Genomic DNA, 25,867 nt, shown 5'->3' on the forward strand with positions numbered 1-25,867 from the left:
TTTATTTGGCGGTTTTAAAATACACTCGTTAATATAAATAATTATAGCGAAATTTGCTGAGCTTCGCCTTTTTCAAGCGCCAAGCGTGCTGCTGCAGAAGCAACCGCTAAATCTTGCAGGCCAACACCAGTCCCATCAAACAAGGTAATCTCGTCATCTGAGCTACGACCGGGATGATCGCCGTTAATCGCAGCACCAAGAGTGGTAATATCGCTCTCTTTGATAGCGCCAGATTTGATGGCATGCTGTGCTTCACCAAGGCTGATTGATTGGGCGATTTCATCAGTGAATACTGTAGCAGAGGCTAACAGCTCAGCATCAACTTCTTGCTTACCGACTGTATCAGTACCCATGCAAGCGATGTGAGTGCCAGGCTTGATCCACTCTTTCATTAGTAGCGGCTCAAATGCTGAAGTAATAGTAATAATGACGTCCGCTTGCTTACACAGCTCTTCACGCTCAACCGATTCAAATGCTACGCCTGCTTCTTCAGCGACAGCTTGTAGGTTTTTAAGGCGATCTTTGTTGTTGTTCCAAGCGACAACTTTGTCAAAATCACGTTGCTCAAGTGCGGCGCGCAGCTGAAAAGTAGACTGATGACCGGCACCAATCATACCGATAACTTTGCTGTCTTTACGAGCTAAATGAGCAATCGATACGGCAGAGGCGGCGGCAGTACGTACAGCGGTCAGATAGTTACCACCGACGAGCGCGCGCAATTTACCATTATCAGGATTAAACAAAAAGATCGTCGATTGATGGTTGGTCAAGCCTTTGGCTTCGTTACCTGGCCAGTAGCCACCTGACTTCAAACCTAGTGATTTACCAGCGCGATCAAATCCTGATTTAAAACCATATAAAGCATCAGCATAGCCAATCGCTTCACGAATCACAGGGAAGTTATAAGCATCGCCGCGTGACATGGAGGCAAATACATTTTCCACGGCTGTGAAAGCTGAGGCGCGATCAATGACTGATTTACAAGCGTCTTCTGAGACGATCAATAAACCGTCGTTATTGCTGTTATTTTCTTCACTCATGATAAATTCCTTTTTATGATCTCTAATTGATCTTTCTTGAATCTTAATTTTGAAGTATTCGTTTTCAACTAGCATTTATTAAATAAAAAGGGGCTATTGTAGGCTACGGCTACAACAGCCCCTTTAAAAAAACGATAGTAGTCTAATTTAAGGATTAGTATGCGCGGCCACGTGCAGAGACAGGCCATACTTTTTCAACTTTACCGTTACGAACACCGATATAAAAATCATGAATGTTACAAGTTGGATCACAATGTCCTGGAACCAGCTTTAGCTTTTCATTGATTTTAAGTACGCCATCAGGATCGCTAACCACGCCATGCTCATCCGAGCATTTTACGTATTCAACGTCATCACGGCCGTAGATAAAGGGTAGGCCACTATCTACTGACTGGGCCTTTAGACCGGCATCAACGATAGCTTTGTCAGGTTTGGCGTGGCTCATAACAGACGTTAATAAGAACAACGCATTTTCCCACTCGCCTGCATCGATACGATTGCCGTCTTCGTCCAAGATACGGCCGTAGTCAGCATCCATAAAGGCGTAAGAGCCGCACTGTAATTCGTTATAAAGACCTGAATTACTCTCGAAGTAGTAACTACCCGTACCACCACCAGAGATAAATTCTGGTTTTAAACCAATCTCTTCTAATGCATCAACAGCGTGTTGAACTTGATCGATAGCAGCTTGAGTTTTAGCTTTACGATCGCTATAGCTGTCCATATGCTGCATGGCGCCTTGATAAGCTTGAATACCTGTAAACTTCAAGTTTTCAGCGGCATCAATGGCTTTAGCAATCTCTACGACCGCTTCTGTAGTAGTAACACCGCAACGGCCTGCGCCGCAATCGATTTCGATATAGCAGTTAAGCTCAGTGCCGTTTCTGACGGCGGCTTCTGATAATTCAGCGACATTATCGACGTCATCAAGACAAACGGTGATTTTCGCACCTAATTTTGGTAATTTGGCTAAGCGGTCAATTTTTGCTGGATCACGTACTTGGTTTGATACTAAGACGTCTTTGATGCCGCCACGTACAAACACTTCCGCTTCAGAGACCTTTTGGCTACAAATACCCACTGCGCCGCCAAGCTCTTGCTGTAGTTTTTGCACGTCAACTGACTTATGCATCTTGCCATGGCTACGGTGGCGCATATTATGATCTTTAGCATAATCGCCCATTTTTTTGACGTTACGCTCAAGCGCGTCAAGATCTAATATCAAGCAAGGCGTCTGGATATCTGCTTCGTCCATACCAACTTCAGCCGGGACGTTAAAACCAACTTCCAATTCTTCAGTAATCATATTCAAGCTCCATTTGTTTCCATTGATTGTATTTACTTAATTATACTTAAGGACATTTAAATGCGTTCAAACTTGCGCATGACTAGCGCTTAGTTAACGCTTGATTCGTCATCAATTATTAATAATGAGTTGCCAAAATTAATTCCAAGGCAACTTGTTAAGATCAACGTTACCACCTGTAATGATGATGCCAACCTTTTTTCCTGCAAAAACGTCTTTGTTTTTCAAGATGACTGCAAGTGGTACCGCGCAGCTTGGCTCGATGACAATTTTCATATGTGTCCACGTAAGCTTCATCGCCTCAACGATTTCTTCTTCCGTTGCGGTCAAAATGTCAGTCACGTAATTGCTGACAAAGTGCCATGTTAACTCTTTAAGCGGTACTTTTAGGCCGTCGGCGATAGTATTCGGTGCATCATCAGCGATAATATGACCCGCTTGCAATGAGCGCGCAGCATCATCAGCATTTACAGGTTCAGCAGCGTAGATTTTGACATCAGGGGCTAGGTTCGATAACGTCAAGCAGGTCCCTGAGATCATACCGCCGCCGCCAATTGGGGCGACAACCATATCAGGCTTTACGCCACGCTCTTCCATTTGCTCTAAAAACTCACGTGAGCAGGTCGCTTGTCCGGCGATAACGCGTGGGTCGTTGTATGGGTGGACAAAATCGCCACCGGTTTCTGCTTGAACCTTGGCAAATACTTCTTCGCGAGAAGTGGTCGATGGCTCACATTCAGTAATGATACCACCATAGCCGCGTACTGCTGCTTTTTTGGCTTCTGGTGCGCTGTGTGGCATGACTACGTGACAAGGAACACCGCGCTGGCCGGCGGCATAAGATAAAGACAGCGCATGGTTGCCTGAGCTGTGTGTACAAACCCCATTTTTGGCTGCTTCATCAGACAGACCAAACACTGCATTGGATGCGCCGCGTACTTTAAAAGCACCGGCTTTTTGAAAGTTCTCACACTTAAAGAACATCTCACAGCCTGCCATCTCGTTCAAAAACCGCGAGGTCAAAACTGGTGTGCGATGAATATAAGGCTTAATACGCTCATGCGCCTCTAACATGTCATCAAGCGTTGGAATCACTAAGCCGTCGTCATTTGTGATCATAAAAAATATTCCTTCATTTTTTAATTGTTTGTTATTTGATAACTTTTATCTAGTTGTTGCGGTAATACTCTTGTGCCGCAGTGACGCCTTGACCTAGCGTGATAGGATAATTTAAGTCAACCATTGCCATCTCAATAGCTGCGAGTCCCGCTAGAACCATGACTTCAGTAAGTGAACCCAAATGTCCTATTCTAAAGGCGCGACCAGCCATCTCACCTAAGCCAACACCGAAAGATATGCCATATTTATTAAAGGCGTGATCGGTCAGCTCATTACTATTGAAGCCTTCAGGAACATATATCGCGCTTACAGTCTCAGAGTATAAGTCAGGCGATACTGCACATAACTTAAAGCCCCAAGCATTAACCGCTTGGCGTACGCCTTCGGCCAAGCGATGATGGCGCGCGTAGACATTCTCAAGGCCTTCTTCAAACAGCATATCAAGACTGGCTCTCATGCCATAAATGAGATTTAGGGGTGGGGTATAAGGAAAGCCGCCATTAGCATTGGCTTTTAGCATGTCACGAAAGTCAAAATAGGTCCGTGGTAGTTTAGCTTGCTCCATGGCTGCTAGGGCTTTCTGACTGACGGCTAAAATTGCCATGCCTGTGGCTAGCATAAAGCCTTTTTGTGAACCTGCGACCGCAATATCTACGCCCCATTCATCCATCTTAAAGGGCACACAGGCGATTGAGCTGACTCCGTCAACAAATAGCAACGCAGGATGATTTGCGCTATCCATTGCACTACGAACCGCACCAATATCGCTTAATACGCCAGTTGCCGTTTCGTTGTGCGTGACCATCAAAGCTTTGATTTCGTGATTGGTATCTGCGGCTAAAATCTCTTGAAACTTATCAGCAGGAGCGCCCGTCCCCCAAGCGCATTCGACAACTTGTACATCAAGACCGTGACGCTGGCACATATCGATCCAGCGATGAGAGAACATACCATAGCGAGCGATTAGTACTTTGTCACCAGGAGATAGAGTGTTGCTGATAGCCGCTTCCCAGCCGCCTGTACCGCTTGAAGTGAATAAAAGGACTTCACCGTCTTCAGTGCCAAATACTTTTTTGGCATCAGCAAGAACTGGTAAAAAGGTGTCTGAGAAATCAGGGGCACGGTGGTCTTGCGTTGGAACGTTCATCGCATGACGCAATCTTTCTGGTATGTTGGTAGGGCCAGGAATAAAAATTGGGTTTTGTAGTGACATGATTTACATCCTTGTAAGTGCATATAAAGGGGTGCAATGATTGTATAAGCAGGATTTCGTGCGAATTCAATGCAAGAGTCTTCCTGACTCATACAGTTTGGTTTATACGTATTTCGAATTTAAAAAATTAACCATGTCAAAGAAAGGAGTTGCAGGTGATCGGTCACTTTACTACTTACTGCGTTCTTTTTATGGTGTTCTTGCGGTAACGATTTTTACGAAGAAGATACTAAGAGGTTTTGGTCAAAAAGTGTAGGTACTCATTAACTGATTAAAATATAGCACTAATGACAAGTCGTAACAAGTAGTTTTAAATACCCTTTGTAATAAAGTTGTCTTAACTATGACTGTGGTTGTGTTAACTAAATAGTTGATATTACTGTTGTCTGTCTTACTGTGTTTGAACAAAAATAACTTATAATAGCTCTGTCATATGGCTATAATTAACCAATTCTGAATTTAACCAATGCTAATCTATACTATCATTATCCCAATTGTCGAGCAGTTGTCTTAAATTTAATGTTATCATCTGCTAATTTTTTGACAGCCTTTGCTTTAAATTCTATATTATAACTCTACATTTTCTTGGTCATGATAAACTTCTTGTTAAATGGTTAGTTTACTAAGCATATCTGTATATTTTCTTTAGCATGACTTATGTTGATTAATTTGATATCAACTACTTGTTTAGATAAACAGACATCACAAAACAATCAATTTACCCTCGATGTTAAACGCTTATAAAAGACATTTGACTGGTTAAGGCTAGAAACTTTTAAGACTAGCAACTCTTAATGATGTTAAGTTTAGTGGTGTTAAGTTAAATAATTTTAAAAAAGTTAGACCAAGAACTAGATTTAAACGATGTTTATTATTTTATGGAACGATAAAAACAGTTAACTTTTTACTATCATACCCTTACTAAGAAGATTTTATTATGACAAACAAACGTCCGTTATATATTCCTTTTGCTGGACCAGTATTATTAGAAACCCCTCTACTAAACAAAGGTAGTGCTTTTTCAACAGAAGAGCGTGATAGTTTTAATTTAACTGGTTTATTGCCCCATACCATTGAGACGATTGAAGAGCAATCACTACGCGCATATCATCAGCTCAGCTCCTTTACTAATGATATGGACAAGCATATTTACTTACGCAACATACAAGATACCAATGAGACCTTGTTTCATCATCTGATTGAGCAGCATATTGAGGAAGTTATGCCGCTTATATATACCCCAACGGTTGGCCAAGCTTGCGAAAAATTCTCTCAGATTTATCGCCGTAAACGTGGTTTATTTGTCTCTTATCCTGAGCGTCATAAAATCGATGATATGCTGCAAAATGCAACCAAACAAAAAGTAAAAGTGATCGTTGTCACCGATGGTGAGCGTATATTGGGCTTAGGCGATCAGGGTATTGGTGGAATGGGAATCCCAATCGGTAAACTATCACTATATACCGCTTGCGGCGGTATTAGCCCAGCTTACTGCCTACCGATTTTATTAGACGTTGGCACCAACAATCAAAAGCTGCTTGATGACCCTATGTACATGGGCTGGAGAAATCCTAGAATTTCTGGCGATGAATATAATGAATTTGTAGACTTATTTATTCAAGCGGTGAAACGTCGTTGGCCTGAAGTGTTACTACAATTTGAAGATTTTGCACAGGAAAATGCGACACCATTATTGAATAAATATCGCGATCAATTATGTTGTTTTAACGATGATATTCAAGGCACTGCTGCGGTTTCAGTCGGTACATTGATTGCAGCATGCTTAAATAAAGGCGAGAAACTTAGCCAACAAAACATAGCATTTTTGGGGGCAGGGTCAGCAGGTTGCGGTATTGCAGAGCACATTGTTCGTCAAATGCAGCGCGAAGGGTTAACTGAAGAGCAAGCCCGTAGCCAAGTGTTTATGGTGGATCGTTATGGCCTCTTAACTGATAGCATGACAGAGCTGCAAGAATTCCAAGCACCGTTAGTACAAAAAGAAGCCAATATTCAGCACTGGGATAAGAGTGAGCAACTGGGTTTAGCACAAGTGATTGAGCAAGCAAAAATAACCGTACTGTTTGGTGTTAGTGGGCAAAAAGGTTTGTTTACCAAAGAGGTGATCGAAAAGCTGTGTGCTAATACTGAGCACCCAATTGTATTACCACTTTCAAATCCAACGTCTCGTGTCGAAGCCACACCGCAAGAAGTGACTAGCTGGAGTCACGGTCGCGCCATTATTGCCACAGGTAGCCCTTTTCCTCATACAACGTTTGAGGGGCAATCTTTCGAAGTTTCTCAGTGTAACAACAGCTATATATTCCCAGGTATTGGTCTCGGTGTCCTAGCAGCACGAGCGACAGGTATCAGTGACAATATGTTAATGGCTGCAAGTCAGGCCTTAGCGGATATTTCAATGGAATATGACAAGGCACCAGGGGCAATATTGCCGCCAATAAAACTTATTAGAGAGATCAGTGAAAAAATAGCTTATGCAGTAGCCTTACAAGCGGTTGAAGACAAACTTGCCTTACCAGTAACATTAGAAACTTTGGAGCGTCGTTTAAAAGCCAATTTTTGGCTACCTAAATACAGAAACTATCGTCGTACTTCTTTTTAGAATTTAAAAAGCAGCTGCTAGCTAAAAGGCACTTAAAAAAAGCGCGCAAAACAGCCGAATGTTATTGAAAATAGCATTCGGCTTTATTTATCACGTTGATTTACTAAAATTTAGACAATAGAGAATCTTTAAATTCAAATATTTAGAGAGGTTTAGAAATAATTAACCTTAGTCGATTAACGAGAGTAGTATAGTTGATCTTCAGCAGTATTTGAGCCAATTGTTAACAAGCTTTAGTTTATATAAATATTACCTTCAATATTATTCTTCATATGCAGTAGACGAGGAGCAATATCTTCTTCTAACTTAGTACGGCTAAGCACAAAACTTGGCGCGCCACAATTAAAAGTTAGTAATCCCTCAGTAGGGTGCATCATGGCAGTAGCAACAGCATTGACGTCTTTTTGCCATTCACTAATCGAAAAACAATACCCATAATCTTCATAATCTTTAAATGCTTTGTCCAGTCCTCGCCTAATTTTTAACCAGTCGTCTTTATACTTACTACGAATGGCATCAAGAATGAATTCTTGCTCAGCAGGTGGCATACTGGCTAAGCAAGCTCGTCCCATGGAACTTAAATGAATGGGTAGGTATGAGCCGACATTACGTCGCATGGTAGTCGTACCAGACCCTTGCACGACATTTAGATACACCATCGTCAGTCGATCGCGGGTTGCCATGGCAACCGCACTATTGGCATAATCTGCCAACTCTTCCATGTACGGTGTGACTAAATTGTTGATAGAGATGTTCGCCATCATTGTATAACCAAACCCTAACACACCCGCCGAAAGCTGATATTTACTACTGTTGGTTGACTGCTTTAGATATCCTAATTTGACTAAGGTATAAGTAAGGCGTGTAATCGTACCTTTGGGTATTCCTGTCATCTGACTCAAGTCTTGATTACCCAAATAAGGGCGCTGCGGAGTAAAGCAACGCATTAACTCAAGACCACGTGCCAAAGCGGTGACAAACTGCCTATCGTTTTTATCTCTCATTTCACTGATTGGTTCTAACAATTCGACGTGTGCTAGATTATCAGGTTTTTCATCTGCAAGGGTTTTGGGAGTCATATACGATTTTTTATTCTCAATTAAATTAATGTGAATATTATAAAGAATACACTATTTAAAGTGTTTTATAAAAAAACAAAAAACGTCAGTATGTCAATAGTTGTTTGACCCTTTGATAGTATTGTCTTAAAGATGTGGTATCAAAGGGACATTAAAACTTTTAACATAGCCATTATAAGCTATTTCGCTATGCGGTATATATATTGAGTAAAATTACGCCTTCTGTGGATCGTATTGCTTTTCTTTAATAAATAAAGTCGGAATAAGGCCACATAAGAAGTAAGCCCCTGCCATAAGCAATAGGCCTGCACCGATAGAATTTTGCATGGCCATATAGCCAATAGCGACAGGTGCAATAACTGAGCCAAGGCGACCGATATTAAAAGCACCGCCAATAGCAGTACCTCGAATAGCGGTAGGAAAACTTTCGGTCAAATAAGTTGCATTGATAGCATAAGGGATACCATATAGGAAACCAAAAGCTATCATCAACCAGCCAATATTGTCTGGAGTATGCAGATAAACCAATACTGGAATAAATAGAGCGGTGCCCATGGTGCCAAAAGCAAATACTATTTTGCGACCGATTTTATCAGCTACTATACCTGCTACTAATTTAGCAAACATCATGGTCAAGTAGGTACCTGCCATATATAACGCCATCTCTTTAAATTTGATACCTAACTCAGTTTCTAGATAAGAAGGCAGCCAGTTGCTCACGCCAAAATAACCAAATAGTAATAGCCCTGAGCTCATGGACCATAGAATAAACATTATCCGATGTCTTGGGTTTTCGAATATCGCTTTATAAGGATTTTCTGGTTTTTGGAGCGAGTTTTTCGCGCCACTGAGCTTAAGTGCACGCGCCTCTTTCCAAGAGTTTGGTTCAGGTATAAGAAAGTACATCGCTACTGCAAGAATAATAGGCAAAAACGTTAAAAGATATAAGGTACGCCAACCATAGCTTGGAATAATCCAAGCAGAAACGCTAGTAATCACTAAAGACCCTAACGTAAAACCTGTCATCAACATTGCAAGTACGGTTGTTCGATGTTTGGTAGGCACCATCTCCGACATCAAAGTATTAGTCGCAATATATAAACTACCAAGACCCAAACAAGCGGTGAACCGTAATGCTATAAACTGCTCATAGCTTTGTACAAATCCGCTAAAACCTGATAATACGGAGAAGAGTGCAGTCGCAACTACAATGACGCGCACACGCCCAAAACGATCACAAGCCCAGCCACCAAAGAATCCACCGATTGCCATGCCAAATAGTGACCAACTGCCCAAAGCACCTGCTTGTACATTGGTCAATGCAAACTCTAGCTTTAGACTCGAGAGCGTAAAGGCGAGGATACCAATATCAGCGCCATCACATAATAAAACTAAAAAACAAAAAACGAATGCCAATTTCCAAGGTTGTTTTTGTACAGAATCTAAGCCTGGTTTTGAAGTTATAGCAGCACTTTTCACAATATATATCCTTATTGTTGTGATAATAGAAGACTACAGTCAAGGGTAGGATTTGGTGGTATTAGCATCCTAGCAAACACCTCATACTCTAATAACGTACATACTTATTAATCATCGAATAAGTATTACTTACTCGTTAGCTTCTTTGATCATGTTGCGGGCAATGATAATTTGCTGGATTTGAGTAGTGCCTTCATACAAACGATATAAGCGCACATCACGATAAAAACGCTCAATACCATAATCGGCAATATAGCCCGCACCGCCATGAATTTGCACGGCTCTATCCGCCACACGGCCGCACATCTCGGTGGCAAACATCTTGGCGCATGATGATTCGGTAACGACATCTTTACCTTCATCGCGCAGACGTGAGGCATCTAGTACCATAGATTTAGCCGCATAGATTTCTGCTTTTGAATCAGCGAGCATTGCTTGAATCAGCTGAAAATTAGCAATTGGTTGACCAAACTGTTTACGCTCAACAGCATAGTGTAAGGCATCATCTAACATTCGGCTTGCGGCGCCTGTACTCGCTGCAGCAATATGTAGGCGTCCTTTATCAAGTACTTTCATAGCCGTTTTAAAACCTACACCTTCAACGCCACCAATCAATGCATCAGCAGGTACTACGCAATTATCAAAGATAACATCACAGGTATGCGCACCTTTTTGGCCCATTTTTTTATCAATTTTACCCAACGTAATACCAGGGGTGTCACTCTCAACGATGAAGGCTGAAATGCCACCAGACCTTTTATTCTGTGGATCAGTACGTGCCATTACAGTAAATATGCCAGCTTCAGGGGCATTGGTAATATAACGTTTAGTACCGTTGATAACATAGGTGTCACCATCTTTAATGGCAGTGGTCTTTAATGAAGCAGCATCTGAACCAGAATCAGGCTCGGTCAAACAAAATGAGCCGATAATTTCACCGCTAGCAAGTCTTGGTAGGTATTTTTGTTTTTGCTCTTCGGTACCATCAATGACTAGACCAGATGAGCCAATACCATTATTTGTTCCTATTAGTGAGCGAAATGCAGGAGACGTGCGTCCTAATTCAAATGCCAGTGTGACCTCTTCTTCCATGGTAACGCCAAGCCCGCCGTAAGCTTCAGGAATAGTAAGTCCGAACAGCCCCAACTCTCTCATTTGATTAATGATATCGTCTGGAAGACGATCGTTTTCTGCGACCCAATGTTCCATTGGTATTAATTGGTTGCTAACAAATTGACGGATAGTTTCGGTAATTTGGTTAAGAGTTTCCCTATCTCTGATCATGTGGTTCTTCCTTGTTTGATTAATACTTAGAGTGATAACGACTTCGTAATGACATTGAACAAACAGCATAATTGATAGTTTATTAAAATACAATACTTTTGGTTTAAATAACCGCTGTGCGGTATTAATTAAAAAATTGAAGTCTAAGTAGTCCATATATTTCTAAAATTGACTGAGATTTACTCTTCACAAAAGAAAATAAACAGTATATATTGGTCTTAAATATCGCTATGCGGTATTATTTTTTATAATTAGTAATGTATTTTAAAGATTGCGGTATCTTACTTAACGATAATATCTAAAGGACAGCATCATGGAAGAGCAAATCATTATTTGTGAAACGTTAAAAAATGGCGTAAGTCTGATAACACTTAATCGTCCCAAAGTTCGCAATGCTTTAAATGCTGAACTACGCGAAAAAATGGCAAAGATTTTTATCCAATTAAACGATGACCCACAAACCAAGGCTATCGTATTGACTGGTGGCGATAAAGTGTTTGCAGCGGGTGCTGATATCAATGACTTCTTAACCGCAAAAACGGTCGATATCTATTTACGTCGTAGCGAGCAGTATTGGGATGCTATTACTAATTGTCGTAAGCCAATTATTGCAGCGGTCAATGGCTATGCGCTTGGTGGCGGCTGTGAGCTCGCTATGCACGCTGACATTATTGTTGCAGGTAAGTCTGCTAAGTTTGGTCAACCAGAAATCAAAATTGGCTTAATGCCAGGCGCAGGAGGTACGCAGCGACTGTTTCGTGTGCTTGGCAAACACAAAGCCATGAAGCTGATATTAACAGGCGACATGATAAGCGCTGATGCAGCGGATCAAATGGGACTGGTCTCTGAGGTGGTTGAGGATGAGGCGACTATCAAGCGTGCTGTTGAGATTGCCGAGCAGCTGGCGAGTTATTCACCGATTGCTTTAGAACAAATTAAAGAAGTTGCCAATCTCGGCGTGGATATGCCGCTAGATGCCGCGTTGGCTTTGGAGCGTAAAGCCTTTCAGATTTTGTTTGATACCGAAGATCAAAAAGAAGGGGCGAAAGCTTTTTTGGAAAAGCGTGACGCCAATTATAAAGGTCAGTAGCTGGCTGAAAAATAGCAAATATACTTTGAAAACGAGATTGTCTAACAAGACCATATAAAGCGACAAGAGCTCATAAAGTAACAAGACCATATAAAGGATTATTATGACTGTTAAATCATTGGCCGTTATAGGCACTGGCGTTATGGGCATGGGCATTGCGCAAATCGCGGCCCAAGCTGGCATTCAAGTGCTTTTGTTTGATACAAAAGCGGACGCTGCCGAAAAAGGACGTCAATCCCTGCAAGCGACCCTCGAAAAACTAGCGGCCAAAGGTAAATTTAGCGATGAAGAGCTGCAGTCTACTTTGTCCAATCTGACCGTTATTGAAGATATAGCAAAAATTGCTAAGGTAGATGTCATTATTGAAGCGATTATTGAGAGTTTAGACATAAAAAAACAGCTTTTTAAACAATTAGAAAGCATTGTCCCTATCGAGACCATTTTGGCAACCAACACCTCATCGCTAGCGGTAACCGCGATTGCCTCCGACTGTCAGCACCCAGAGCGCGTAGTAGGATTTCATTTCTTTAACCCTGTGCCACTCATGAAAATCGTTGAAGTGATCCCGGGACTCTCTACCAAGACTTCGGTAGTCGAGACGCTTACTGCGCTCGCCAAACGCATGGGACATCTAGGGGTAGTAGCCAAAGATACCCCAGGTTTTATTGTCAATCATGGAGGCAGAGCTTATGGCACAGAGGCTTTAAAAATATTAGGCGAAGGAATCGCTAGCTTTGAGGACATCGATCGTATTTTACGTGATGGTGCCGGCTTTCGCATGGGGCCATTTGAGCTGCTGGATCTCACTGGTATCGATGTGTCGCATCCAGTTATGGAGTCGATTTATAACCAGTATTACTTTGAGCCGCGTTATCGTCCGCATCCCTTGACCCGTCAAATGCTAGAAGGCAAAAAGCTGGGTCGTAAAGTTGGCGAGGGTTTTTATCAGTATGAAAACGGTCAAAAAACAACAGCGGACACGCCGCAACAACTATCGCTTGAGACATCAGTGTCCAAAGTAGGGTCTGATGTATCAAACGTAACGGTTTGGATTGGAGCAGATTTAGTAGAAGATAAAAAACAACTGGTTGCTCATTTAAACGCAAATGGTATCAATATCGATGACAATGATAAGCCAAACCCTGACAGCTTAGCATTGCTGGCCATCTACGGCGAAGATACCACCAACGCGGCTATTCGCTATCAAGTGAATCCAAAACAAGCGGTCGCCATTGATATGCTGACTAACTTATCCCGTCATCGTACGTTGATGCCAAGTATCGTTACAGAGGATAACTTTGTGGCGCAAGCTTATGCTCAATTTAGTAAAAATTCGAATAGTAGCTTGAATGAAGGCTCAGATGGTGTTTCGCTAATCACCGAAAGCACGGGCTTTGTGGCGCAGCGAGTCGTGGCGATGGTCATTAACTTAGGTTGTGATATGGCGATGCAAGGTATTGCCACACCAGAAGATATCGACAATGCCGTCAAGCTTGGATTGGGCTACCCCTATGGCCCTATTTCTTGGGGCGATGAGCTTGGTGCCAAGCGTATTTTACTCATCTTAGAGCGTATCTATGGATTAACGGGTGATCCACGTTATCGTCCAAGCCCATGGTTACAGCGGCGCGCCAAGCTAGGTATCTCATTATTCACTCAACAAAGCAATTGCCAATGCTAGATTGCCGATGCTAAGAGCTAGTCCCATTTAATAAACGCTATATTTCAATAATACAAATTCTTAGAATACAACCAAAACTCAACAAGGAAACGTTATGTTAGACGCCTATATTTATGACGGATTAAGAAGCCCTTTTGGTCGTCACGTTGGTGCTTTAGCCACCGTACGTCCTGATGATTTAATTGCTACAGTGATTAGAGATTTAGTTAAAAAGCATCAATTGCCTGATGATATTTTTGATGAAGTGTTGCTTGGTAGTGCTAATCAAGCGGGTGAGGATTCACGCAATATCGCTCGTAACGCTGCTCTGCTTGCAGGACTTGATGTAAAAACGCCAGCTCAGACCGTCAATCGCCTATGTGCTTCCGGACTATCCACCGTCGTTGATGCCGCTCACAGTATAACCTGTAATGAAGGTGATATCATTTTGGCAGGCGGGGTGGAATCCATGACCCGCGCGCCCTTTGTCTTTGCCAAGACCGAAAAGCCTTTTAGCCGTGATTTTAAGGTATTTGATACCACCATTGGTACTCGTTTTCCCAATCCTCTGCTTATTAAAGAATTTGGCGGCGATAGCATGCCGCAAACGGGCGATAACGTTGCCCACGAATATGGTATTAGCCGCGAAGAAGCGGATAAATTCGCCGCCGCCTCGCAAGCCAAATATGAAGCGGCTAAACAAGCTGGATTCTTCGATGAAGAGATTACTCCGATTACCGTCACGCAAGGCAGAAAACTACCGGACAAAGTAGTAACAGAAGATGAGCATCCTCGTCCTAGCTCCACGGTCGAGGCGCTACAAAAACTGAAACCTTTGAATGAGAATGGCGTCGTTACGGCAGGGAACGCATCGGGCATTAACGATGGGGCGGCTGCGCTGATTATTGGCTCAAAGCAAGCAGAAGAAAAGTTAGGCTTTAAGCCTATCGCCAAAATTCTTTCATCCGGCGCCATGGGTGTTGAGCCCAGTATTATGGGCGTAGGCCCTGTTGAGGCCATTAAACTGGCATTGAAACGTGCTGATTTGACCCTTGATGATATGTCGATCATTGAGATTAATGAAGCATTTGCCTCGCAGGTACTGGGCTGTCTAAAAGGTTTAGAGATTGACTTTGATGACCAGCGTGTTAACCCCAATGGCGGGGCGATTGCCGTCGGACATCCGCTAGGTGCCTCAGGTGCAAGGCTGGCGCTAACTACCGCGCGCGAGTTACAGCGCACTGGCGGACAATACGCAGTGGTCAGTTTATGTATTGGTATTGGGCAAGGGCTTGCCATGGTGATTGAACGAGTCTAACTCTATTAATGCTCTTGCCATACTCTTTTATTATCAAGGACGACAATAATGACTTCTATACTCAATCAACATGAGGATTACCAACAAGCCGAAGAAGCCTATGGTTTTCCTTTGATTATCAAACAGCTACTAAACCGTGCAAAGATTGCTTCTACTCAGCAAACCATCAGTTATGCCGATAAGGTGACTTATACCTATGCTGAATTTTTTAAGCGTATCAACCGTTTGGCAAATGTGCTCAAAAACTTGGGATTGCAAGCAGGTGATGTGGTTGCGGTCATGGATTGGGATAGTCATCGTTACCTTGAAGCGTATTTTGCCGTGCCCATGTCTGGCATGATTTTGCAAACGGTTAATGTACGCTTGGCTGAAGATAAAGTGCTCTATACCATTAACCATGCCAAACCAAAAGCTTTGTTACTAAATGCTGAATTTGAGCCCATGGCCAAAAACTATCGTCATGAAGCTCCTTCTATTGAGAAAATTATCTGGCTCGATGATGCTGGTTTTGATGAAGCTGAGTATAGCGAAGACAATATTGAAGCTAAGCAAGCCGATATACCAGATTATGTCGAAGGTGAATATGAAGCCATGTTAGCTGCGGTCAGTGATGCGTTTGATTTTCCAGATTTCGATGAAAATACCATCGCCACCACTTTTTATACCAGTGGCACGACGGGAGACCCAAAAGGCGTTTTCTTTACCCACAGGCAAATCGTATTACAGACGCTATCGAGTACCCTAGCATCCGCACTCAGTGCCGAAGGTCAAGGTGCTCGCTACAATGATGTCTATATGCCGATGACGCCATTATTCCATGTGCATGCCTGGTGCTGGCCGTATGGGGCAACCATGATAGGGCTCAAACAAGTGTATCCTGGGCGATACCTTCCTGAAGTATTGGTCGACTTGATTGAAAACCATAAGGTGACCCTCTCACATGGTGTCCCAACCATTTTACAGATGTTAATTAAAGAGATGGCCACCCGAGGACGCAAGTTTAACGGTCTTAAGTTGTCAGTAGGGGGCTCCAAATTAAACGAAGGTCTAGCTGAAGCTGCTCTTGAAAGCGGTATCGAGTTTATCTCGGGGTTTGGGATGTCAGAGTCCTGTCCTGTACTCGCCAGAATGGCATTCGGTGATCAGACAAATACGATGACAACGACCGAACAGATCAATTATCGTTGTCTTTCTGGCTCACCAATTATGCTGGTATCGATGGAGATTTGGGATGAGAATGGTAAAGCCCTACCCATGGATGGTGAGTCGACAGGCGAGCTGGTTGTGCGGGCGCCTTGGTTGACCCAAAGCTATTTTAAGAATGCCGATGCTGGCAATGAGTTGTGGCGTGGTGGTTGGATGCATACTCAAGACATTGCTTGTATTAGCCCTGATGGTACGCTAAAAATTACCGATAGACTCAAAGACGTCGTTAAGTCTGGCGGCGAGTGGATATCCTCGCTTGAAGTCGAAAATATTTTATCCTTTCATCCGAGCGTTGCTGAAGTGGCCATAATCGGAGTAGCGGATGAAGTATGGGGCGAGCGTCCTTTAGCGTTAGTAGTTTTAAAACCTGAGCATGCTGATACCAAAGCAGAGGATATTTTAGCGATAGGTCATCAAGCGGTTGAAAAAGGCTATTTACCAAAGTATGGCGTGCCAAGTGAAGTAAAGTTCTTAATAGAAATGCCAAAAACCAGTGTGGGTAAGCTCGATAAGAAAAAGATGCGCATGATGTACACAGAAAAATTGATTTAACCCATATCGATAATTGCAAAAAAATCATTTGAGCTTACTGATAATTTTAACGTTTGTTACTAACACCTACGTTCATGAGCATAACTAGAAGAGAGAACTATGAAGGCTGTAGCGATATTACCAGAAATACAAGAGACGCTGAATAAAGATGAACACCATCCCATGTATGGTTTTGCGGTTATTTATTCTCAGCAAGTAGAGTGGGGCGATATGGACTCCTTTGGTCATGTCAATAATGTGGTCTATTACACTTATGCCCAAAATGCACGCATTCACTATAACACTCAATTAAATCTATTTAACGAAAAAACCTTTTCCGTCATGGCAGCGTCATCTTGTCAATATTTCAAACCAGTGACTTATCCCGACACCTTATGGATAGGCGTCCGAATCAAGAAAATTGGCAATGCCAGCGTGATTCATGAATATACCTATTATAGTACGGCTATGAATACTATCGTCGCGAGCGGTGAGTCAGTACTGGTATATCTTGATAAAGCCACTGGACAAAAGAAAAACATCAACGAGACCAAAAGAGCTGCGATCACTGCTTTTGAAAGTTTTAACTAAATTGGGGAGTTTAACTAAATTGGGAGGCAAATGTTTTATGTAAGGAGATGGTGCTGGTATTTATAGGATTAAAAAATACGGCAGCAAAGATTTAAAGGGATTTAAATTAACTTAAATAAATTTTAAAACAACACAAGGAATGTGTAGATAATGCTTTATATCAAAAAGTTGTCTTTTGGTTTGGCTGTCTTGGGAGCATGTGTACAGACACAAGCAATAGAGCTTGTCACCAATGGCGATACTACTTTAAGTATCGGTGGTTATGTTAAAGCAGAAGGTATATTTTATTCTCCAGATGAAGGGGAGTCTGAGTTTAAAGGAAGTGGACGGCAATCTCGGATTAATCTTAAAACCACAAAGAACATAGAAGATAAAAAGTTAACAGGGTTTATTGAAGGCGATTTTTATGGCAATGCTGCAAATGGCGGTTCAGATTTGCGACTTCGCCATGCTTATGCCCAAGTCGATGATTTGACAGTAGGTAAGACATGGAATGGTCAGTTCTTAGCGGTCTACCCACTTTTGACTGAGCAGCTTGACTTTCGAGGCACGGGTTTGGGCACTATATCGGGTGGTGGCGCTTATATTCGTCCAGATTTGACGGTGCATTATACTCATAAAGGGTTTCGTTTTACGGCGCAAGAACCTGTTGATGACGAAGCTGATTTGCCGGATATGGTTGTTAGCTACAAAGATAATATATCTGATCTTAGCTATAACTTGGCGGTTACGGCTCGTGAGGCCAAGAATGGAGAAGACTCTGATATAGGTGTCGGTGTTTCTTTGGCTGGTAAACTAAAGCTGGGTAATGATTCGCTACATGCAAGCGTATATAATGGTAAAGGGATGGGCGCCTATTCCACCGTATGTGTTGGAAAAGTCCTTGGATCGACTGACGATATAGATTGTGATGCCGAAGACGGTAAGCTTGTATCACAAACTGGCTTCACGGTAGGGTATAGACATAAATTCACAGAAAAGCTGATGAGCAACATGCGTTATGGTGAGATTAATGTGGATGATGCAGTAGATACCTCTGTGAACGTAAAAAGCATCAACCTTGTCTATGAGTACTTTCCAGATTTAGATATTGGTATTGAGTGGAGAGATAGAAGCGATAGGACCACTTTAGAAGTAAGAAAAGGTCAGCAAGTTGAAATAATGGCCAAATACGAATTTTAAGCTAAGATGGTCTGATTGAACATTCAATAAAAAACCCCTTCAAGTCTAATAGATTTGAAGGGGTTTTGTTTTTCTAATATATGGTGGGCCCAGTAGGACTTGAACCTACGACCAAAGGATTATGAGTCCTCTGCTCTAACCAACTGAGCTATGGGCCCTAACGTTAGACGCACAATGATACCTGATTTTTTTAAATTTTCAAGTAAAAGATAACAACTAAACGATATTATTCAGCTCTTTTTGCTTGCTGACTAAAAATTGCTTCCAGCTAAGGTCAAACCACGACCGCCATCGACATTAATAATCTCTCCTGTGACATAGTTTGCCTTTGCTAAATATAATACGCTTTGCGCAATATCATCCGGTGTACCGATTCGCTGCATCGGCACAGAGTCAATGATATTTTGTTGCTGCGTATCATCAAGTGCTTGATCGCTATTGGCATCTGGTAAGATATTGACCCCAGGCGCGACACCATTGATTCGTACTAGTGGTGCCATCTCTAGCGCTAGCGACTGCACCATCATACGCTGAGCCGCTTTTGCCATATTATAGACGGTATAGTGTTTAAACGGTTTATTATGAGCGTGAATATCAAGTAGGCTAATGATGCATCCATACTGCGTTTGTAAGTAAGGTAGAAACGCCTGACTCAGTAATAACGGCGCTTTAGCATTGCTCAAAAACAGCTCATCCCATTGGTCATTATCTATACTATTGAGCGGAGTAGGGTAAAATCGTGATGCGTTATGTACTAACACATCAAGCTGTCCAAATCTATCTATAACGGATTGAACGAACTGGGTCAGTAAATAGCTATCGTTGACAACTGCTAAATCCGCAACGACAACTGCTGCACTATTATCACAGATTTCGTTAAGCTGGTTTGCTAGCGCTATTGCTTGTTGCTCGCTATGATGACAATGGATAATGACACGGTAGCCTTGATGATGCGCTGCTCGAATGATAGCTGCGCCAATACGCTTGGCGCTACCAGTGACGAGTATGACGGGACTATCACTGTATGAGAGGTCATTGTTTACGTCAATAGATGGGTTTGTGTCGCTCTTCACTGTGGATTCGATTGCCATAAAAATACAGTTCCATCTTTTAATCGTATTTTATTTGATAAAAAAGGTTGTTAGCTTTGCCTACAGATAAAATATATGACACTGTTAGTTAGTACTGGCTATAGATTGCTCCATAGAGAACAGATGCGCAGCACGCGCCTCATTTAATGCTTTACCGATGGCAGCGCCTTTGATATCTGGATCTATACTTTCTATACCAATAGCATGAAAGCTATTTAATGCAAGCATCATTTGACGATGTTGTTTTGCTAGCTGTAATACATGACTGGTGACCAATAGCTGCGACAACTTATTAGGCTCTTTATGAGCGCTACAGGCTTGGATAAGATCAATCTTTTGAGTAGCATTTAGTTCATTAACTGCGCTTAATTTCCCAGCTTGAGTAACGAATAAGCTTGCAAACTGAGTGGGTACTTTAGGTACTTTGGCGCTATTGCTTATAGAGGTGATGGCTTTTAGAGCGGTTTTTTTCTCCTCAGCCACAATACTTGTATGTGAAGCGCTTGATAGTATGTCAGGATTAGGTTGCGAGACGGATATCGATTGATCAAGACTAGCCATCAATAGCGCCCAACGCTGAGACAAATTTAAGTGCATTTGACCAGCAAAGTATAGCGCTGTCTGTACCGTTTCCCGTACACGAGTATCACCCCAAGCGTGATGCAATGGCGCAAAGTACTCAGTTAAGGCGCCGATCGCATACAGCTGTTCCCAATAAACCTGAGGAGAGCCTTGCATCGTTGCGCGGCTTGATTCTTGCCAAATACGCTCAGCACTCAAATGGGTAAGCTCACCTGAATCGACCAGTTGGCGCATGAGCGTGATGGTTTCTTCAGCGATGTGAAAACCTAAGTCATAATAACGTCCATAAAAGCGTGCGACTCGCAGTACCCGTAGCGGATCTTCGCTAAAGGCCTGCGATATATGACGTAAGGTCTTGCTCTGAATATCATCGAGTCCACCATGATAATCTATGACTTCACCCGTAAGAGGCGTGTCATCAGTGAGGCCAGTTACTTCAATCGCCATCGCATTGATGGTTAAGTCACGGCGCTGTAAGTCATCTTGCAACGTTACATCAGGGCTAGCATGTACGCTAAAGCCTTGATAACCACGACCAAGTTTGCGCTCAGTACGTGCTAGTGCATATTCTTCTTGAGTAGTCGGGTGCAAAAATACGGGAAAGTCTGCACCGACTTGAACGAAGCCTGCTGCTAGCATCTCATCGACGGTTGCACCTACCACCACAAAGTCTTTATCGGTAATAGGGCGATCTAACAGCTGATCACGAACTGCACCACCAACGAGATAAACTTGCATGGAAACCTCTTTTATTCGTCAAACAAATTTTAGTCAGATAAATATTATTATCATTTTATTGAAGCAAAAAAAACCAGTCGATACCATTTATGATAATGATATAGACTGGTCTTAGTATAGCAAACTACTACTATTAATCATGAACAGTAGCAGCTCATCGATAAATATAATGCGGCAATTACTTCTCGTTTTCTAAGTCTTGCGCTTCAGTGACAGCAAGCGCCGTCATATTGACCACGCGTCGAGCTGTCGCTGATGGCGTCAAGATATGAACAGGCTTATTGGCTCCCAGTAAGATTGGGCCAATAGAGGCGCTGTTTGTTGCTGTTTTAAGCAAATTAAAGGCAATGTTTGCAGCATCAAGCGTTGGCAAAATAAGCAAATTGGCCGCACCTTTTAGGTGACTTGATGGCATATCTTCTAAACGGATATGCTCATTAAGCGCAGCATCACCTTGCATCTCACCATCAAAATCGAAATCCACATTCATCTCGTTTAGTAGCTCATAGACTTTGCGCATTTTAACAGCACTAACGCGATCAGAGGTGCCAAAGTTTGAATGTGATACCAAAGCGACGCGCGGCGTGATGCCGAAGCGGTGCAATTGATCCGCAGCCAATACGGTCATTTCAGCCAATTGTTCAGCAGTAGGGTCTTCATGAATATAGGTATCAGCAATAAAGATATTGCGATCTTGCATGAGTACCGCATTCATTGCATAAAAGTCACTTACACCGTCTTTTTTACCGATGACTTTTTGGACATAATCAAGATGTAATTGATAATGGCTAAACGTACCACAAATCATGCCCTCAGCGTCACCATTTTCGACCAGAAGCGCACCAATAAGGCTGGTCTTACGACGGACATCACGACGAGCAAGCTCAATACTGACCCCGCGGCGTTTGTTTTTTTCGTAATAACCTTGCCAGTAATCTTTATAACGAGGATCATCATCTTGGTTGATAATGGTAATGTTTTCACCGTCTTTTAGACGTAAGCCAAGCTTCTCAATATTGTTTTCAATGACTGATGGACGTCCGACCAAGATAGGTTTTGCCAGCTTTTCATCAACGACGACTTGTACGGCAAGAAGGACATTGTTATCTTCACCTTCACAGTAAACGATACGCTTTGGATCTGACTTCGCACGAGAGAAGATAGGTTTCATCACAAACGCTGAGTTATACACAAACTCTGATAAGCGCTGACGATAAGTATCTAAGTTATCAATCGGTAAGGTTGCAACACCTGAATCCATCGCCGCTTTTGCAACTGCAGAGGCAATCTCAATGATTAAGTTTGGCTCTAGCGGTCCTGGAATCAGATAATCAGGGCCAAAGCTTCTCATTTTGTCGATATTTCTGACGTTCGTGGTCGGCGTCGCTTCAACGTGCGCCATCGCTGCAATCGCACGTACGCAAGCAATTTTCATCTCTTCGTTAACAGTCGTTGCACCTACATCTAATGCCCCACGGAAGATATAAGGAAAGCATAATGCGTTGTTAACTTGGTTTGGATAATCTGAGCGCCCGGTTGCCATAATGACGTCTGGACGTACTGAATGTGCCAATTCTGGCATGATTTCAGGCGTTGGATTGGCGAGAGCAAAGATGATAGGGTTTTTTGCCATACGGCGTACCATATCAGGGCTTAAAATGCCAGGCATTGATAGGCCGATAAACATGTCCACATCGTCCATCACATCATCAATGGTACTAGCATCAGTGTCACGAGCATAACGTTGTTTTGACTCATCTAGATTCTCACGACTGGTGGTGATAATACCGCGTGAATCAGAAACGAAAATATTGTTCTGATCAACACCAAGAGCACAGATGATGTCTAGGCAAGAAATGGCGGCAGCACCAGCACCTGAACAGACGATTTTGATCTCTTCAATCTTTTTGCCAGTCAGAATGAGGGCGTTTAGCATGGCGGCAGCAACGATAATAGAGGTACCATGTTGATCGTCATGAAAAACTGGAATGTTCATACGTTTACGCAGCTCGCGCTCGATTTTAAAACATTCAGGTGCTTTGATGTCTTCTAAGTTAATACCACCAAACGTTGGCTCAAGCGATGCAACCGCTTCAATAAATTTGTCAGGATCATTTTGTTGAATCTCAATATCAAAAACATCGATACCAGCGAATTTTTTGAATAATACCCCTTTACCTTCCATCACTGGTTTTGACGCCAGCGGACCGATATCACCCAAACCCAATACGGCAGTACCGTTAGTAATAACACCAACCAAATTACTACGTGCTGTATATTTAGCGGCTGTCGTTGGGTCTTTTTGAATCTCAAGACAAGGTACTGCGACACCTGGCGAATAGGCTAAAGCTAAATCACGCTGGTTAGCCAGTTGTTTAATAGGTGTTACCGAGATTTTACCTGGTCTTGGAAACTCATGATAATGTAGAGCAGCCTGTTCGAACTGTTCTTTATCTGTATTAGGATTATCCATATTCAAATTGGTATCGTCATTCATAATAATGGCCATTGTTGGAATAAATTGAAATAAAACAAAGTATGATAAACAAAATAAAGTAACGCTTGACCCCAAAAAATCGTCGAGTATAAGCTCCAGCAAATAACAGATTAAGGAGCTACTAAGCGACTATTAAAAGGCGATGCACAGTCAAAAAAGCGTTAAGCTATGATCAGATGATAACGTAAAGCGAAAAGCTAATAAACTTAGCTATTTTAGTCTAGCATTATTGATAATTAGCTGCCGAGTCAATCATAACGAAGTGCATAACTTATATAATAAATTGATAATGAACATTTAGCCAGTTGATAGTAACAAATAAAGTAAAATTTACAATATATATTCAATATTGTGACTATTGTTTTAAATTTAGTCTAAATTTTACTGCCAGTTACTAGGTTAGTTGTTTCGTCTCAAGATTTTTTAGAAGTGACATAATGATTAAACCCTAAACAGAGAATAATAAAAACATTTATTATTCTCTGTTTAGGGTTTAGGGTTTAGGGTTTAGGGTTTAGGGTTTAGGGTTTAATAATAGCAATCAAAAAGAGATTCTATAGTATTTATGAAGAGCAACTGATCGGCATTTGCGGTGCATTAGGAGCTGGAGGGGTACTATCAAGCGCTGTTGCGATATCTTGTACCGTATATGGGCTAGCAAGCAATTCATATAAGCGTGACACCTCTTCAAACTGCCCTTGTTTAGCAGCAGTGATAGCGCGCTGAGCCATACTATTACGGAGTACATAGACAGGATTAGTCGTTTGCATGTCGGTGACGACTTGTTCAATAGATAGCGCTTGCACATGCGCTAAATAACGCGCTGACCAATCTTGCCATACTTGTAATGCCTCACCTTGCAATTCATGAGTCAAGGTGGCTAATAACTGCTTCTCATAAGGGTAGTTCTCTGGAGATATTAAACCTAAGAGGGCACGAAAGCTATTGGTATAATCAAGCAAGTTGTCTTCTAACAAGGTTAACCACTCAAAAGCTAAGCTTAAGCTTTCTTTTTGATGCGGCAATCCTAACTTCCGACACAGTCCTTGTTGATAATGTTGCATAAAGGTTGGTTCATAAGGGGCTAAGCAATCTGATAACGCGTCACGCGTCACGCCCTCTAAGCGCATAAAGTGCGGCAACCAAACATTAAGATTCCAATGACCGATAGCAGGCTGGTTTTGATAGGTGTAGCGTCCGGTATGGTCTGAGTGGTTGTTGATCCAAGCAGGATTAAAACGTTCCATAAAACCAAATGGCCCAAAATCTAGAGTGCTACCAGTGATGGATAGATTATCGGTATTCATCACTCCATGAGCAAACCCGATCAACTGCCAGTCGGCTATCATCCGTGCCGTACGCTCAACGACTGCTTGTAAAAATGCTAATACTGGCGCCTCGCTATCACGAGATTTTGGATAGTAAGTATCAATCATATAGTCAGTAAATTCACCAAGCAAATCAGGAGCAAAGCTTGCAATCCACTCTATGTGTCCTAAACGAATGTGACTATCGGCAACACGCATCAACGCCGCTCCCGCCTCCATACGTTCACGGCGTACTGGCGTGTCGGAAACCACAAAGCCAAGCGCATTAGAGGAGGGGATATCAAGTTGCGTCAGAGCATGACCACACAAGTATTCACGAATAGTACTGCGCAATACCGCGCGCCCGTCGCCCATTCGTGAGTAAGGCGTTAGACCTGAGCCTTTAAGATGTAAGTCTTGCAATTGATTATTGTGGTCCAATACTTGCGCCACGAGCAAGCCGCGTCCATCACCTAATTGACCTGCCCATTGTCCAAATTGATGACCTGCATAAGCCATCGCCAAAGGCTCGAACTGAGAAGGAACATACTGACCTCCAACGATATCTACCCAGCGTGCCATTAAGTCGTCATCATCTGCCCAACCAAGCTGCTCTGCTACTTGGGTATTAAAATGCCCTGCACGCGGACTTTCAAGCGCCGTTGGGGGCTGCTTATGATATAAGCGTGGGTCTAGATTGACATAGGTGTTCTGATAATGCATGTGGTATTTTCCTGTGGAAACTGACTAGAGATATATAATAGAAAATAACGATAAATCTACTATAACATAGCCTTAATATTACACCTGTAGACTCTGTCCATATCTTGTAATCTACTGTGTCTAATGAAATGACTGATATGCTGTCAAACTGCGCGTATGTTTTTAAACGCCATAAAAAATCCCCCTATCTTCTATAGAAAGGGGGATTAGA

Annotated in this window: 18 protein-coding genes and 1 tRNA gene; 7 read left to right on the forward strand and 12 right to left on the reverse strand. The window is 42.4% G+C overall.

The window, feature by feature from the left end; all coding sequences use genetic code 11:
- Positions 1-41: 41 nt before the first annotated feature.
- The 4 genes from bhcD to bhcA form a co-directional block, all read right to left on the reverse strand.
- The gene (bhcD, locus tag Q0890_RS09350; protein WP_299219937.1) at positions 42-1,040 is read right to left on the reverse strand and encodes an iminosuccinate reductase BhcD; all 999 of its coding nucleotides are present in this window, start codon (positions 1,038-1,040) and stop codon (positions 42-44) included.
- A 154-nt stretch (positions 1,041-1,194) separates the two neighbouring features.
- Positions 1,195-2,346 (reverse strand): 3-hydroxy-D-aspartate aldolase BhcC, encoded by a 1,152-nt coding sequence (gene bhcC / locus Q0890_RS09355; protein WP_299219939.1) that lies wholly within the window; start codon positions 2,344-2,346, stop codon positions 1,195-1,197.
- 138 nt (positions 2,347-2,484) lie between these two features.
- On the reverse strand, positions 2,485-3,465 hold the full coding sequence (gene bhcB, locus Q0890_RS09360; protein ID WP_299219942.1) for a beta-hydroxyaspartate dehydratase BhcB: 981 nt from the start codon (positions 3,463-3,465) through the stop codon (positions 2,485-2,487).
- A gap of 49 nt (positions 3,466-3,514) precedes the next feature.
- Entirely contained in the window at positions 3,515-4,678 is a 1,164-nt protein-coding gene (bhcA, locus tag Q0890_RS09365) for an L-aspartate--glyoxylate aminotransferase BhcA (RefSeq protein ID WP_299219944.1), read from the reverse strand.
- Between the two features lie 937 nt (positions 4,679-5,615).
- Here bhcA and Q0890_RS09370 point away from each other — a divergent pair.
- Entirely contained in the window at positions 5,616-7,298 is a 1,683-nt protein-coding gene (locus Q0890_RS09370) for an NAD-dependent malic enzyme (protein WP_299219947.1), read from the forward strand.
- 233 nt (positions 7,299-7,531) lie between these two features.
- Here the strand turns inward: Q0890_RS09370 and Q0890_RS09375 are convergent, their stop codons facing one another.
- From Q0890_RS09375 to Q0890_RS09385, 3 genes are all read right to left on the reverse strand, one after another.
- Entirely contained in the window at positions 7,532-8,377 is an 846-nt protein-coding gene (locus Q0890_RS09375; protein ID WP_299219951.1) for an IclR family transcriptional regulator, read from the reverse strand.
- 213 nt (positions 8,378-8,590) lie between these two features.
- Positions 8,591-9,856 carry an MFS transporter gene (locus tag Q0890_RS09380; protein ID WP_299219954.1) on the reverse strand — a complete coding sequence of 422 codons (1,266 nt, stop codon included), beginning with the start codon at positions 9,854-9,856 and terminating at the stop codon, positions 8,591-8,593.
- Positions 9,857-9,985: 129 nt separating this feature from the next.
- On the reverse strand, positions 9,986-11,140 hold the full coding sequence (locus Q0890_RS09385) for an acyl-CoA dehydrogenase family protein (RefSeq protein WP_299219957.1): 1,155 nt from the start codon (positions 11,138-11,140) through the stop codon (positions 9,986-9,988).
- A gap of 313 nt (positions 11,141-11,453) precedes the next feature.
- Here Q0890_RS09385 and Q0890_RS09390 point away from each other — a divergent pair, with 313 nt between their 5' ends.
- From Q0890_RS09390 to Q0890_RS09415, 6 genes are all read left to right on the forward strand, one after another.
- Complete coding sequence (locus Q0890_RS09390; protein ID WP_299219960.1) at positions 11,454-12,230, forward strand: enoyl-CoA hydratase; 777 nt, start codon at positions 11,454-11,456, stop codon at positions 12,228-12,230.
- 103 nt (positions 12,231-12,333) lie between these two features.
- Positions 12,334-13,911: a 3-hydroxyacyl-CoA dehydrogenase gene (locus Q0890_RS09395; protein WP_299219963.1), complete on the forward strand. Its 1,578-nt coding sequence runs from the start codon at positions 12,334-12,336 to the stop codon at positions 13,909-13,911.
- 94 nt (positions 13,912-14,005) lie between these two features.
- Positions 14,006-15,208: a 3-oxoadipyl-CoA thiolase gene (locus tag Q0890_RS09400; RefSeq protein ID WP_299219966.1), complete on the forward strand. Its 1,203-nt coding sequence runs from the start codon at positions 14,006-14,008 to the stop codon at positions 15,206-15,208.
- A gap of 48 nt (positions 15,209-15,256) precedes the next feature.
- A complete protein-coding gene (locus Q0890_RS09405; RefSeq protein ID WP_299219969.1) occupies positions 15,257-16,966 on the forward strand; it encodes a fatty acid--CoA ligase in 1,710 nt (569 codons plus the stop codon).
- Between the two features lie 99 nt (positions 16,967-17,065).
- Positions 17,066-17,536, forward strand: a complete 471-nt coding sequence (locus tag Q0890_RS09410; RefSeq protein WP_299219972.1) for a thioesterase family protein — start codon at positions 17,066-17,068, stop codon at positions 17,534-17,536.
- A gap of 150 nt (positions 17,537-17,686) precedes the next feature.
- Complete coding sequence (locus Q0890_RS09415) at positions 17,687-18,718, forward strand: hypothetical protein (RefSeq protein ID WP_299219974.1); 1,032 nt, start codon at positions 17,687-17,689, stop codon at positions 18,716-18,718.
- A gap of 81 nt (positions 18,719-18,799) precedes the next feature.
- Here Q0890_RS09415 and Q0890_RS09420 read toward each other — a convergent pair.
- The 5 genes from Q0890_RS09420 to Q0890_RS09440 all read right to left on the reverse strand — a co-directional run bounded on the left by Q0890_RS09420 (position 18,800) and on the right by Q0890_RS09440 (position 25,656).
- A tRNA-Ile gene (locus tag Q0890_RS09420) sits at positions 18,800-18,876 on the reverse strand.
- A gap of 93 nt (positions 18,877-18,969) precedes the next feature.
- Positions 18,970-19,809: a pteridine reductase gene (locus tag Q0890_RS09425; protein ID WP_299219977.1), complete on the reverse strand. Its 840-nt coding sequence runs from the start codon at positions 19,807-19,809 to the stop codon at positions 18,970-18,972.
- An 84-nt stretch (positions 19,810-19,893) separates the two neighbouring features.
- Positions 19,894-21,129: a tRNA nucleotidyltransferase gene (locus Q0890_RS09430; RefSeq protein WP_299219980.1), complete on the reverse strand. Its 1,236-nt coding sequence runs from the start codon at positions 21,127-21,129 to the stop codon at positions 19,894-19,896.
- 178 nt (positions 21,130-21,307) lie between these two features.
- Entirely contained in the window at positions 21,308-23,626 is a 2,319-nt protein-coding gene (locus Q0890_RS09435; protein ID WP_299219983.1) for an NADP-dependent malic enzyme, read from the reverse strand.
- Positions 23,627-24,189: 563 nt separating this feature from the next.
- On the reverse strand, positions 24,190-25,656 hold the full coding sequence (locus tag Q0890_RS09440) for a protein adenylyltransferase SelO family protein (RefSeq protein ID WP_299219986.1): 1,467 nt from the start codon (positions 25,654-25,656) through the stop codon (positions 24,190-24,192).
- Positions 25,657-25,867: the final 211 nt, after the last annotated feature.

Origin of the sequence: uncultured Psychrobacter sp., from assembly GCF_947488565.1 — a bacterium.
In the GTDB taxonomy this organism is placed as follows: domain Bacteria; phylum Pseudomonadota; class Gammaproteobacteria; order Pseudomonadales; family Moraxellaceae; genus Psychrobacter; species Psychrobacter saeujeotis.